Origin of the sequence: Leclercia sp. LSNIH8 (assembly GCF_002920195.1) — a bacterium.
Lineage (GTDB): Bacteria > Pseudomonadota > Gammaproteobacteria > Enterobacterales > Enterobacteriaceae > Enterobacter.
In genome coordinates, this window is record NZ_PQJY01000003.1 from 549,305 (window position 1) to 561,841 (window position 12,537).

At 54.4% G+C, this 12,537-nt stretch carries 11 protein-coding genes and 3 pseudogenes; 9 read left to right on the forward strand and 5 right to left on the reverse strand.

Annotation, left to right across the window (positions count from 1 at the left end):
* Nucleotides 1-5 precede the first annotated feature (5 nt).
* The 5 genes from rsxG to gstA all read left to right on the forward strand — a co-directional run bounded on the left by rsxG (nt 6) and on the right by gstA (nt 4,785).
* Nucleotides 6-632, forward strand: coding sequence for an electron transport complex subunit RsxG (gene rsxG / locus C3406_RS11080; RefSeq protein ID WP_103826487.1), 627 nt, complete (start codon nt 6-8; stop codon nt 630-632).
* Nucleotides 629-1,315 (forward strand): electron transport complex subunit E, encoded by a 687-nt coding sequence (locus tag C3406_RS11085; RefSeq protein WP_103824557.1) that lies wholly within the window; start codon nt 629-631, stop codon nt 1,313-1,315. Before rsxG ends, C3406_RS11085 begins: the two co-directional genes overlap by 4 nt.
* Nucleotides 1,312-1,947: an endonuclease III gene (gene nth, locus C3406_RS11090; RefSeq protein WP_103824558.1), complete on the forward strand. Its 636-nt coding sequence runs from the start codon at nt 1,312-1,314 to the stop codon at nt 1,945-1,947. Before C3406_RS11085 ends, nth begins: the two co-directional genes overlap by 4 nt.
* Before the next feature lie 615 nt (nt 1,948-2,562).
* Complete coding sequence (gene dtpA, locus C3406_RS11095; RefSeq protein ID WP_103824578.1) at nt 2,563-4,071, forward strand: dipeptide/tripeptide permease DtpA; 1,509 nt, start codon at nt 2,563-2,565, stop codon at nt 4,069-4,071.
* A 108-nt stretch (nt 4,072-4,179) separates the two neighbouring features.
* The gene (gene gstA, locus C3406_RS11100; RefSeq protein WP_103824559.1) at nt 4,180-4,785 is read left to right on the forward strand and encodes a glutathione transferase GstA; all 606 of its coding nucleotides are present in this window, start codon (nt 4,180-4,182) and stop codon (nt 4,783-4,785) included.
* An 89-nt stretch (nt 4,786-4,874) separates the two neighbouring features.
* Here gstA and pdxY read toward each other — a convergent pair whose 3' ends face one another.
* From pdxY to anmK, 5 genes are all read right to left on the reverse strand, one after another.
* A complete protein-coding gene (gene pdxY / locus C3406_RS11105; protein ID WP_103824560.1) occupies nt 4,875-5,735 on the reverse strand; it encodes a pyridoxal kinase PdxY in 861 nt (286 codons plus the stop codon).
* Nucleotides 5,736-5,798: 63 nt separating this feature from the next.
* A complete protein-coding gene (gene tyrS / locus C3406_RS11110; RefSeq protein ID WP_103824561.1) occupies nt 5,799-7,073 on the reverse strand; it encodes a tyrosine--tRNA ligase in 1,275 nt (424 codons plus the stop codon).
* 126 nt (nt 7,074-7,199) lie between these two features.
* Nucleotides 7,200-7,856 (reverse strand): pyridoxamine 5'-phosphate oxidase, encoded by a 657-nt coding sequence (pdxH, locus tag C3406_RS11115; RefSeq protein ID WP_103824562.1) that lies wholly within the window; start codon nt 7,854-7,856, stop codon nt 7,200-7,202.
* A 57-nt stretch (nt 7,857-7,913) separates the two neighbouring features.
* The gene (gene mliC, locus C3406_RS11120) at nt 7,914-8,237 is read right to left on the reverse strand and encodes a C-type lysozyme inhibitor (RefSeq protein WP_103824563.1); all 324 of its coding nucleotides are present in this window, start codon (nt 8,235-8,237) and stop codon (nt 7,914-7,916) included.
* 96 nt (nt 8,238-8,333) lie between these two features.
* Nucleotides 8,334-9,458 carry an anhydro-N-acetylmuramic acid kinase gene (anmK, locus tag C3406_RS11125; protein ID WP_103824564.1) on the reverse strand — a complete coding sequence of 375 codons (1,125 nt, stop codon included), beginning with the start codon at nt 9,456-9,458 and terminating at the stop codon, nt 8,334-8,336.
* Between the two features lie 285 nt (nt 9,459-9,743).
* Here anmK and slyB point away from each other — a divergent pair, with 285 nt between their 5' ends.
* From slyB to C3406_RS11145, 4 genes and pseudogenes are all read left to right on the forward strand, one after another.
* The gene (gene slyB, locus C3406_RS11130; protein ID WP_103179374.1) at nt 9,744-10,211 is read left to right on the forward strand and encodes an outer membrane lipoprotein SlyB; all 468 of its coding nucleotides are present in this window, start codon (nt 9,744-9,746) and stop codon (nt 10,209-10,211) included.
* Between the two features lie 186 nt (nt 10,212-10,397).
* Nucleotides 10,398-11,255: pseudogene (locus C3406_RS11135) on the forward strand (MASE4 domain-containing protein); the annotation flags it as partial.
* 55 nt (nt 11,256-11,310) lie between these two features.
* Nucleotides 11,311-12,005 (forward strand): annotated as a pseudogene (locus C3406_RS11140) (IS1 family transposase); the annotation flags it as partial.
* Nucleotides 12,006-12,023: 18 nt separating this feature from the next.
* Nucleotides 12,024-12,533: pseudogene (locus C3406_RS11145) on the forward strand (GGDEF domain-containing protein); the annotation flags it as partial.
* Nucleotides 12,534-12,537: the final 4 nt, after the last annotated feature.

Below are 12,537 nucleotides of genomic sequence, written 5' to 3' on the forward strand. Positions count from 1 at the left end.
TCGCCATGTTAAAAACGATGCAAAAACACGGCGTGACGCTGGCGCTCTTTGCCGCCGTGCTCACCGGCATGACCGCGCTGGTCAACGGCTTAACCAAAGCCACCATTGATGAACAGGCGGCCCGTCAGCAAAAAGCGCTGTTTGACCAGGTGATCCCGGCAGATATCTACGATAACGATCTGCAGAAGAGCTGTTATCTTGTCCAGACGCCAGCGCTTGGCAAAGGCACCCACCGTATTTTTATCGACCGTAAAGGCGATACGCCGACCGGCGTGGTGATGGAAGCCACCGCCCCGGATGGATACTCCGGCGCTATCAGGCTGCTAGTGGGCACCGATTTTTCCGGCACCGTGCTGGGTACGCGCGTGACCGAGCATCACGAAACGCCAGGGCTTGGAGATAAGATCGAAACCCGCTCAAGCGACTGGATTTTGCAATTCGCGGGTAAAGTGATCCACGGTATTGACGATCCGGCGTTCGCGGTGAAAAAAGATGGCGGTGATATCGATCAGTTTACCGGTGCGACCATCACCCCACGAGCGGTAGTGAACGCCGTTAAACGTGCGGGGATTTACGCACAATCGCTGCCCGCACAACTTAACAATCTGCCCGCCTGTGAGGAGCGTTCATGAGCCAGGTAAAAGAGGTTTTTGTTCAGGGGCTGTGGAAAAACAACTCCGCGCTGGTACAGCTGCTGGGGATGTGTCCGCTGCTGGCCGTCACCTCCACCGTTACCAACGCGTTGGGCCTTGGCCTTGCCACCACCCTGGTACTGACCCTGACCAACCTGTCGATCTCTGCCCTGCGCCGCTGGACGCCGTCGGAGATTCGTATTCCAATCTACGTGATGATTATCGCCTCGGTGGTGAGCGTCGTGCAGATGCTGATCAACGCCTACGCCTTTGGCCTCTATCAGTCGCTGGGGATTTTTATTCCGCTGATTGTGACCAACTGTATCGTGGTGGGCCGCGCCGAAGCCTTTGCGGTGAAAAACGATCCGCTAATTTCAGCTTTTGATGGCTTTGCCATCGGTATGGGGGCGACCGGGGCGATGTTTGTGCTGGGCGCCATGCGTGAAATCCTTGGCAACGGTACCCTGTTCGATGGCGCAGATGCGCTGCTGGGCAGTTGGGCCAAAGTCCTGCGCATTGAGGTGTTCCATACCGATACGCCGTTCCTGCTGGCGATGCTGCCCCCTGGCGCGTTTATTGGCCTGGGGATGATGCTGGCGGTGAAATACCTCATTGATGAGAAACGTAAACGCCGCGCTGCCACGCGCAGCGTAGAGGAAGGGATCCCTGAGAAGGCCTCATGAACAAAGAGAAACGTTTAACCATTTTACAGCGCCTGCGGGAGAATAACCCGCACCCGACCACCGAGCTGAATTTTACCTCGCCCTTTGAACTGCTGATCGCGGTGTTGCTCTCCGCGCAGGCCACCGACGTGAGCGTCAATAAAGCCACCGCGAAGCTCTACCCTGTCGCCAACACGCCTCAGGCGATGCTGGAGCTGGGCGTTGAGGGGGTGAAGTCGTACATCAAGACCATCGGCCTGTTTAACAGCAAAGCCGAGAACGTGATCAAGACCTGCCGGATGCTGATAGAGCTGCACGGCGGTGAGGTACCGGAAGATCGCGCGGCGCTGGAAGCGCTGCCCGGCGTGGGCCGTAAAACCGCTAACGTGGTGCTGAATACCGCATTTGGCTGGCCGACCATTGCCGTGGATACCCATATCTTTCGCGTCTGCAACCGCACCAACTTCGCCCCCGGCAAAAACGTAGAGCAGGTTGAAGATAAGCTGCTGAAAGTGGTTCCTGCGGAGTTCAAGGTCGACTGCCATCACTGGTTGATCCTCCACGGGCGCTATACCTGCATTGCGCGTAAACCCCGCTGCGGCTCCTGTATTATCGAAGATCTCTGTGAATATAAAGAGAAAACAGACCACTAAAACCGTCATCAGACGGTTTTTTTATAACGCAAAATCCTTATAGTGAGCATGACTATCTACCAGGCTCACTTTTTGCAGCTTTTCTGTCTGAGCTAAACTTTAGGGTTCGTGCATTGTGCGGCTATATAACAATCAAACAGGTTAATTGTTTTTTCGTCAGCAAAATTTTCTATATAAATGTGATCGCGATCACCCTGTTCACACACTGTTAATTTTATGTGTCAAAATGGCTACTAAAGCCCTACAGCATCAAGAAATACCCCCTCCCTACCCGTAGATATGTCCGGTTATTTTTCAGAATATAGGCCATATCACTGCCCAACACCTTTTACAGCAGAACATATCGCCACATGACGATTTTTTCTCCTGAAAGACAGTGAAAAAAACCACTTTCAACGAAACGGGAAAATTTAACGCTAAATAACATTTAGGTTTCTGGCGCATTATAGCGCAGGAGTTAAATGTAACAGACTATTACAAACGTCTTGCCAGACGGGTCAGGATAGTGAACATTACCCGCCGTTTCCCCTCCCACTATAACTATAAAGCGGATGGACTACGGTCATCACGCTATGAACACCCCCGTTAATATGGGATGTAAAAAAAGAGGTATATGTGTCTACTGCAAACAATAAACCAGCTGAAGAGAGCGTAAGTCTTAACGCTTTCAAACAACCGAAATCGTTCTATCTCATATTCTCTATTGAGCTGTGGGAGCGTTTTGGTTACTACGGTCTGCAAGGGATCATGGCGGTTTACCTGGTGAAACAACTGGGTATGTCCGAAGCCGATTCCATCACCCTGTTCTCTTCTTTCAGTGCTCTGGTCTACGGTCTGGTCGCAATTGGTGGCTGGCTGGGCGATAAAGTACTGGGAACCAAACGTGTCATTCTGCTGGGCGCCATCGTTCTGGCGATCGGTTATGGTCTGGTAGCCTGGTCTGGTCACGATGCTGGCGTGGTTTACCTGGGTATGGCGACCATCGCGGTGGGTAACGGCCTGTTCAAGGCGAACCCGTCTGCCCTGCTTTCTACCTGCTATAAGAAAGATGACCCGCGTCTGGACGGTGCATTCACCATGTACTACATGTCCATCAACATCGGTTCCTTCTTCTCCATGCTGGCGACCCCGTGGCTGGCAGCAAAATTCGGCTGGAGCGTGGCGTTTGCCCTGAGCTTTGTCGGTATGCTGATCACCGTGGTGAACTTCCTGTTCTGCCGCAGCTGGGTGAAAGACTACGGTTCAAAACCTGACTTTGCGCCAGTACAGATGGGTAAACTGCTGGCAACGCTGGTCGGTGTTGTCGTGCTGGTTGCTATCGCCACCTGGCTGCTGCACAACCAGGGTATCGCCCGTGCGGTGCTGGGCGTGGTTGCGCTGGGTATCGTCTGCATCTTCGCGAAAGAAGCCTTTGCCATGCAGGGCGCAGCGCGTCGTAAGATGGTGGTTGCTTTCATTCTGATGGTTGAAGCGATTGTCTTCTTCGTGCTGTACAGCCAGATGCCAACCTCTCTGAACTTCTTCGCGATCCGTAACGTTGAGCACTCTATCCTGGGTATTGCGTTCGAGCCTGAGCAGTTCCAGGCCCTGAACCCGTTCTGGATCATGGTAGGTAGCCCGATCCTGGCTGCCATCTACAACAAGATGGGCGACCGCCTGCCAATGCCGCACAAATTCGCGGTGGGCATGGTGCTCTGCTCTGGTGCCTTCCTGGTACTGCCGCTGGGCGCGGAATTCGCCAGCGACGCGGGTATCGTCTCCGTGAACTGGCTGATCCTGAGCTACGCGCTGCAGTCTATCGGTGAGCTGATGATCTCCGGTCTGGGCCTGGCGATGGTTGCACAGCTGGTGCCACAGCGCCTGATGGGCTTCATCATGGGTAGCTGGTTCCTGACCACTGCGGGCGCTGCTATCATCGCCGGTAAGATCGCCAACCTGATGGCTGTGCCTTCTGATGTGACCGATCCGCTGCAGTCTCTGCATGTCTATGGTGATGTGTTCCTGCAGATTGGTATTGCCACTGCGGTTATCGCTGTGCTGATGATGCTGACTGCACCAAAACTGAACCGCATGACTCAGGACGACGACACTACCGCTAAAGCGAGCAGCACCGCCGCCGTGTAATGTCATCGGGAAACGACTGAATACAAGCCGCTAACTGTGCGTTAGCGGCTTTTTTTTTATTATGGCGCGCACTAACATAGGGTAAACCTACGTAAACAGGAGTGACCGATGAAACTGTTCTATAAACCAGGCGCCTGCTCTCTTGCCTCCCATATTACGCTGCGCGAGAGCGGTAAAGACTTCACCCTCAACGGTGTTGATCTGATGCAAAAGCGTCTGGAAAACGGCGATGATTTTTTCGCGGTAAACCCTAAAGGCCAGGTTCCGGCCCTGCAGCTGGAAGATGGCACCCTGCTCACCGAGGGTGTTGCCATTATGCAGTACCTGGCGGACAGCGTCGCGGATCGCCAACTGCTGGCGCCAGCCGGCACTATCGCTCGCTATAAAACCATTGAATGGATGAACTACATCGCCACCGAACTGCATAAAGGTTTTACCCCGCTGTTCCGCCCGGACACCCCGGAAGAGTACAAGCCGACCGTTCGCGCCCTGCTGGAGAAGAAACTGCAGTATGTGAACGCGTCGCTGAAAGACGATCAGTGGATCTGTGGGCCGCGCTTTACCATTGCCGATGCATATCTGTTTACCGTCCTGCGCTGGGCGCGGGCCGTGAAGCTGAACATGGAAGGATTAAGCCATATTGACGCCTATATGGCGCGTATGGCGGAGCGTCCTGCCGTAGCGGCAGCACTGGAAGCGGAAGGGTTGAAGTAAGAGAGCGGTTTATTGCCGGGTGGCGCTGGCGCTTACCCGGCCTACGAGCTCTGTAGGCCCGGCAAGCGCAGCGCCGCCGGGCATTAATGTCAAAGCTGGGTCGCGCTAAAAACGTGTTCTGGCTTCGCGATACGGTCCTGGGCCGCCACCACCTGCAACTCGTACTCCTGCATGTTCTTCGTGGCGATCATAATCTCATACACCGCCGCCGTGACGTGCTCAAGCGCATCACACACCGTTGCCCCCTGCAGCAGTTTCACCAGCAGCAGACCACTGGTCACATCGCCCACACCCACCGGCTGACGACTGCCAAAATCCACCAGCGGACGGCTGATGTGCCAGGCTTCATCTTTGGTCACCAGCAGCATCTCAAAGCGATCCGGGCTGATTCCGGCGCGGGCCAGATGTTTCACCAGCACGATTTCCGGCCCCATCGCAATCAGTTCACGGGACGCCGCAACGGCCTCCTCCACGCTGTTTACCGGATGTTCGCAGAGGATCTCCAGTTCAATGAGGTTTGGGGCAATGATGTCGCTGGCCGGTAAAGCGTGACGCACGTGAAACTCCGCCACGCCAGGGGCCACGATACAGCCTTTCTCCGGATGGCCCATCACCGGATCGCAGAAGTATTTCGCCGCCGGGTTCGCCGCCTTCACCTGGCGAACAATACCGAGAATATGCTCGCCCTGCTCGGCTGAACCCAGATAACCGCTCAGCACGGCATCGCAGGTTTTGAGTTTGTCGATATCAGCGATGCCCTGAACAATCTCTGTGAGATGAGCGGGCGGCATCACGCAACCGGTCCATTTACCGTATTGCGTATGGTTGGAAAACTGAACGGTATTTAATGGCCAGACATTGGCCCCGAGACGGCGCATCGGAAATTCTGCGGCGCTGTTGCCAGCATGCCCAAAAACAACGTGGGACTGGATGGCGAGGATATTCTTCATTTTCTTACCACAACCCTGAAAAAATAAAGGGGCGTGGTTTCCCACGCCCCTGTGCTTTTATGATTATTTCCAGCAAACCAGACAGTAATTCTTTTTACCGCGACGCAGTAAGGTATAACGACCAAACAGGCGATCGCTGTCAGCGAAGACGTACTCTGCATCAGACTGTTTTTCACCGTTGATGGTGATGGCGTTGGAGGCGATAGTTTTACGCGCCTGGCCGCGGGACGGCTGAAGCTCAGAGTCGACCAGGGCCTGCATCAGATCGGCACCTTTGTCCATCTCCACCATCGGCACGCCATCCTGCGCCAGCTGTTCGAAGTCTGCTTCGCTCAGATCGCTCAGGTTGCCGTTAAACAGGCTGGCGGTAATGCGCTTGGCCGCCGCTAAGCCCTCTTCGCCATGAACCAGCTTCGTGACCTCATCGGCCAGCACGTACTGGGCGCGTGGCGCTTTACCGCTGTTCTTGTCTTCTTCTTCAAGAGCGTTGATCTCTTCAATGTCCATAAAGGTGAAGAACTTCAGGAAGCGATAAACGTCAGCATCTGCGGTGTTGATCCAGAACTGGTAGAACTTGTACGGGCTGGTCTTCTTCGGATCGAGCCATACCGCACCGCCTTCAGTTTTACCGAACTTGGTGCCGTCCGCTTTGGTGATCAGCGGAACGGTCAGACCGAAGACCTGATTCTGGTGCAGACGACGGGTCAGATCGATACCGGAGGTAATGTTACCCCACTGATCGGAGCCGCCAATCTGCAGCGACACGCCGTGCAGCTCGTTCAGACAGGCAAAGTCATACCCCTGCAGCAGGTTGTAGGAGAACTCGGTAAAGGAGATGCCCTGATCGTCACGGTTCAGACGCTGCTTCACCGCTTCTTTGTTGATCATCTGGTTAACGGAGAAGTGCTTGCCGATATCACGCAGGAAGGTCAGCACGTTCATGCTGCCAAACCAGTCGTAGTTGTTCGCAGCGATCGCGGAGTTTTCACCACAGTCAAAGTCGAGGAATGGGGCGACCTGTTTGCGGATTTTCGCGACCCACTCCTCTACGGTATCCGCCGTATTCAGTTTACGCTCAGCGGCTTTGAAGCTTGGGTCGCCAATCAGACCCGTTGCGCCACCGACCAGAGCCACAGGCTTATGGCCAGCCAGCTGGAAGCGTTTCAGGCATAACAAAGGAACCAGATGCCCCAAATGCAAGCTGTCAGCGGTAGGATCGAAGCCGCAATAGAGCGCGATCGGGCCTTGCGCCAGTCGCTCTGCTAACGCTTCCTCGTCCGTCACCTGGGCTACCAGCCCCCGCTCTTGCAATTGTTTAATCAAGTTACTGCTTGCCATCAAATTCTCCATGTATAAAACGACTGCACCTTTGCCGGTACACGACTTTTCGCCAGACGCGAAAGGTACATAGAATAAAGCGCTGACCAACGTAGCGCCAGCGCTTAAGAGAACAAATTTCGGGGATTACGGTGCCAGCCGATCGATTTTCCACGCGCCGTTATCGCGCTGGTAGATAAACCTGTCGTGGAGGCGATGTTCACCGCCCTGCCAGAACTCCATCTGCTGAACAGAGACGCGGAAGCCGCCCCAGAAACTTGGCAGTGGCACTTCGCCCTGCTGGAATTTCTGTTTCAGCTCAAGGAACTTGCTCTCCAGCACGCCGCGGGCAGAGATGCGGCTTGACTGTTTAGAGACCCAGGCGCCAATCTGACTGTCGCGCGGACGGCTGTGGAAATACTTCACCACTTCAAGGGTAGAGAGGCGCTCAACGGAACCGGTGACCATCACCTGGCGCTCCAGCATATGCCACGGGAAGAGCAAACTGATACGCGGGTTGTTTTCCAGATGCTGCGCCTTACGGCTGCCGAGGTTGGTGTAGAACACCAGCCCTTTGTCGTCGTAATGCTTGAGCAGCACGATACGCTGGTAGGGTTGGCCATTTTCATCGACGGTGGCAACCACCATCGCGGTGGGATCGGCCAGTTGTGCTTCACAGGCCTGTTTCAGCCAGTGCTCAAACAGCACCAGCGGCTCGGCGGGGAGATCCTGGCGACGCAGGCCGCCTTTGGTGTATTCGCGCCTAAGGTGCGCAATTTTCTGCAATTCGTCGTTATCTGGCATGGCGTTAACTGACGTTGACAATGGGTGACGCTATTGTGCGCCGCCCCCTGCAAAATCTCAACGCTTCGGATTTTCGATCTGACAATTGTTCAGCACAATGCGATCGCGCTTGTAGACCGTTGCACTGTCGCCTTTCGACCAGAAGACATACACCCCGTCGCTGTAACGGGTCCCGGAGGCGGACATTCCCTGTTTCAGCGTCAGCAGCTTATTGTCGTAGACGAAACTGACTTCCTGACGGGGATTGTTGAGCTTAACGGTAAGGGGCTTTTCGTCGCACTGATAGGCCAGCGTGTCGGTTTGCATGCGCTCGACGAACTGGTTGTAAACGCTACAGCTCGCCAGCAGAAAGGGAGTAAAAGCAAGAAGCAGTTTTTTCATGGGTAAATTCCGAAGACTTTCTTGGTCCCGGAGGGCGCGAAGGCCCTCCCGTTTTTTCGGCTATTCTCACCCACACCAGGCTTAAGTGAAATTCGGTTAACTCTGATTTTGCCGCGGATTCGCTGGAAAAACAGCACCTAACACGCTCGCTTCGCGCGCCCCGGTTACCGAGGGTAAGTTCCCCGGCAGGCCTGCCACCGTGCGCCACGCCAGCCAGGCAAAGGCCAGCGCCTCCATGTCATCGCCGCTGATCCCGGCCTTGTCGGTGGTGGTCACCTCCGTGCCCGGCAACAGACCGGCGAGACGGGTCATCACCAGTGGGTTACGGCTGCCACCGCCGCACACCAGCAACCGCTCGCAGCCCCCGCTCAACAGCACCTGTTCCGACACTGAAACGGCAGTAAGCTCTGCCAGCGTGGCCTGTACATCCTCAGGCGCCAGGCCCGGGAAGTTCGCCAGCTGACGCTCAAGCCAGCCGTAGTTGAAGTATTCGCGTCCGGTGCTTTTCGGCGCCGGTGCGGCAAAATAGGGATCGCAGAGCATGCTTTGCAGCAGCGGGATAATGACTTTACCGCTGCAGGCCCACTGGGCGTCTTTATCGTAGGCTTTACCCGCCTGACGCCAGATCCAGGCGTCCATCAGCATATTTCCCGGCCCGGTGTCGAACCCGCGTACCGGCTGGCCTGGGATCAATAAAGAAAGATTGGCGATGCCGCCGATATTGAGCACCATGCGGCGCTCCGTCGGATGCGCCAGCAGGGCGTGGTGGAACGCGGGAACCAGCGGGGCGCCCTGCCCGCCGAGAGCCATGTCGCGGCGGCGGAAATCCCCCACCACCGTCACGCCGGTTTTGGCGACGATCTGGTTGTTATCGCCTATCTGCAAGGTATGCGGCGCGTCGCCGCCAGGCTCATGCCAGACCGTTTGCCCGTGACAACCGATCGCCACCACATCCTGAGGACGCAGATTCTCCTGATTCATCAGCGCCAGCACCGCATCGCCGAACAGGCGTCCGAGCTGCGTATCAAGCTGTCCCAGCTGTGACAGCGTCAGCTGTTGGCCCTGACAGATATTCAGGATCGCCTGTTTCGTCTCCTGGGGAATAGGCCAGCTAAGGCTTGCCTGCTGGGCAACCATATTCTCGTCTATTGCCGCCAGGACGACATCCACACCATCCAGACTGGTTCCTGACATTACGCCAATGTAGCGACCCGATTTCATCCGTTTTCCTTAATCCGTTTGGGCTGATAACTCACTCCACCATAAACCGATTATCAATGCTACGGCGGACTCATACTTTTTAACAATAGCTGTTGCTGGGCGTCATTCCAGGAATAATCCGTATCGCCTGCAGGGTGACATCGTCGCTTGTATAGCTATGGTTGAGTGAGAATCGAGTACCATTCTGATTGTGTTTGAGCAAATATAGGATTTATGGCACCCGATGCCATATAATTTAGCCATAACGGATGCTCAACGAGCGTTTTTGGTGAACAGGAGATTCAAATGATTTTACGTGTACTGGCCGTTTCGCTGGTTGGATTCACTCTGGCTGGCTGTGTTAATGACAACTCCCTTTCCGGGGATGTTTACAGTGCCTCTGAGGCGAAACAGGTTCAGAATGTCACTTACGGCACCATCGTGAACGCGCGCCCGGTACAGATTCAGGGTGGTGATGAGAACAACGTGATCGGCGCACTTGGCGGTGCGGTACTGGGCGGCTTCCTCGGTAACACCGTGGGTGGCGGCACTGGCCGCTCTCTGGCAACCGCTGCGGGTGCCGTAGCCGGTGGTGTTGCGGGTCAGGGCGTCCAGGGTGCGATGAACAAATCCCAGGGCGTTGAGTTAGAGATCCGCAAGGATGACGGCAGCACCATTATGGTGGTCCAGAAACAGGGCAACACCCGGTTTGCTGCTGGTCAACGTGTGGTACTGGCCAGCAACGGCAGCCAGGTCACCGTCTCCCCTCGTTAATAACCCTATGGGCGTGGTCAGCTCACCACGCCCTATTCCATTAAGTATCATCCCCACAAATATATTCACCAGATACATTCACGCCGCTTATATTTAATTTTCATACTGCTTGTTCCTGCGCAAAGTATTCCATCTGCGCATATGAGATCATTCGCAAATCCTTTTCCCTCTTTATTTAAAAAATATATGCTTGCGATAAATCATTATATTAAGAACAAGTATGTGCAGTTCTTTTTGGGCTGCTTTATTGTCATCGGGATTTTACATTCTCTCTTTTTTGGAGTGGTTGAAAAGACTGCATCATTTTCACCGCTTCTTTTTCCCATGCTCACCATTTTTTTGTTGGTATTTCACCTGTTTATTGCCTGTTTTATGGTAATGAAATACTGGTGCGACAGAATGCGTTTATATCTGATGTGCTTTGCATTCGCCTTTATCGGCTCCGCTCTGTTGATGGTGGGCACGCTCTCCAGCTTCCCGGCGTGGCTGGATATCTATCGGTACAGTATCATTAACTATAACGACGCCATGATTTACTTTACGTTCCGTCATCTGCTGATGGGCGTACTGTTTATCGTTGCGGCTGTGCTGTATGCAATCCGTAACCGGCCGCTGTCACGGATTTTCCATCTTTCTGTCATTACAGGCATGTTTATATTTACGGTCCTGATATTGATACTGGCCTGGCTGTACTCCAGCAACGTTGCGTTATTATCATTACATTTGGTCGACAACGAAACCCGGCAATATCTGTTGCTGTGGAAACGGCCCATTAACATTACGCTCATCACGCTCTGGGTTATTGCATTAGCCGCGCTGCTGCGTACCACGCGGGTACGCAATCTGTTCTGGATTGGCGGTAATTTCTTATGCCTCTGTTATATCGCCACGCTAGCCATGTTGTTTTTGGGCGGGCAGGCAGAAGATATCTCGTGGTATCGCGCACGGTTATTTGAGGCTGTCGCCACGCTGCTGATTATGTTTGTCCTGCTGTACGACGTATTTAATCTTTATCGTGAATCGCATCTGAAGTATCAACAGTCTGGTGATGCTGCCAACTTACTGATTTAGTGTATGATGGTGTTTTTGAGGTGCTCCAGTGGCTTCTGTTTCTATCAGCTGTCCCTCCTGTTCAGCTACTGACGGGGTGGTGCGTAACGGCAAAAGCACCGCCGGACATCAGCGCTATCTCTGCTCTCACTGCCGTAAAACATGGCAGCTACAGTTCACTTACACCGCCTCTCAACCCGGTACGCACCAGAAAATCATTGATATGGCCATGAATGGCGTTGGATGCCGGGCAACCGCCCGCATTATGGGCGTTGGCCTCAACACGATTTTACGTCACTTAAAAAACTCAGGCCGCAGTCGGTAACCTCGCGCATACAGCCGGGCAGTGACGTCATCGTCTGCGCGGAAATGGACGAACAGTGGGGATACGTCGGGGCTAAATCGCGCCAGCGCTGGCTGTTTTACGCGTATGACAGGCTCCGGAAGACGGTTGTTGCGCACGTATTCGGTGAACGCACTATGGCGACGCTGGGGCGTCTTATGAGCCTGCTGTCACCCTTTGACGTGGTGATATGGATGACGGATGGCTGGCCGCTGTATGAATCCCGCCTGAAGGGAAAGCTGCACGTAATCAGCAAGCGATATACGCAGCGAATTGAGCGGCATAACCTGAATCTGAGGCAGCACCTGGCACGGCTGGGACGGAAGTCGCTGTCGTTCTCAAAATCGGTGGAGCTGCATGACAAAGTCATCGGGCATTATCTGAACATAAAACACTATCAATACGTTGGAGTCATTACCCAACAGTCTTACCAGAATTCCATTCGCGATCCGCTGACACGGCTCTACAACCGCAGCTATTTTTATGATGCCCTGAACCACGCCCTTCGTACGGTAAAATCGACGGAGCCGGTCTCGGTTATCGTCAGCGATCTCGATCGTTTTAAGCGTATCAACGACTGCTACGGGCACCTGCAGGGGGATAAAGTGTTGCAGTTTGTCGCTCAGCTGCTGAAGGATTCCGTCCGGCCACAGGACGTTGCGGCGCGCATTGGAGGAGAAGAGTTTGTCCTGCTGTTAACCCATACTCCCCCTGAAGCGGCGCGCCAGGTTGCGGAGCGGATACGCTTAAAACTGAGCAGCTTCGATAAAGCTAGCTCCGACGGACAACTCCCCGAGCCCATCACCATCAGTATGGGCGTGTTTACCGCCACAGGGAAAATCAGCGCTGAAGAGTGCGTCGAACATGCAGATAAGGCGATGTACGAGGCGAAGGAGAGCGGGCGTAACCGGGTGGTCGTGTTCCAGTAAAGAA

Coding starts and splice junctions, on each gene's coding strand:
- mliC (WP_103824563.1), bottom strand. CDS start 8,237: ATGAAAAAACTGCTTCTTGCTTTTACTCCCTTTCTGCTGGCGAGCTGT.
- slyB (WP_103179374.1), top strand. CDS start 9,744: ATGATTTTACGTGTACTGGCCGTTTCGCTGGTTGGATTCACTCTGGCT.
- gstA (WP_103824559.1), top strand. CDS start 4,180: ATGAAACTGTTCTATAAACCAGGCGCCTGCTCTCTTGCCTCCCATATT.
- pdxY (WP_103824560.1), bottom strand. CDS start 5,735: ATGAAGAATATCCTCGCCATCCAGTCCCACGTTGTTTTTGGGCATGCT.
- tyrS (WP_103824561.1), bottom strand. CDS start 7,073: ATGGCAAGCAGTAACTTGATTAAACAATTGCAAGAGCGGGGGCTGGTA.
- anmK (WP_103824564.1), bottom strand. CDS start 9,458: ATGAAATCGGGTCGCTACATTGGCGTAATGTCAGGAACCAGTCTGGAT.
- nth (WP_103824558.1), top strand. CDS start 1,312: ATGAACAAAGAGAAACGTTTAACCATTTTACAGCGCCTGCGGGAGAAT.
- pdxH (WP_103824562.1), bottom strand. CDS start 7,856: ATGCCAGATAACGACGAATTGCAGAAAATTGCGCACCTTAGGCGCGAA.
- C3406_RS11085 (WP_103824557.1), top strand. CDS start 629: ATGAGCCAGGTAAAAGAGGTTTTTGTTCAGGGGCTGTGGAAAAACAAC.
- rsxG (WP_103826487.1), top strand. CDS start 6: ATGTTAAAAACGATGCAAAAACACGGCGTGACGCTGGCGCTCTTTGCC.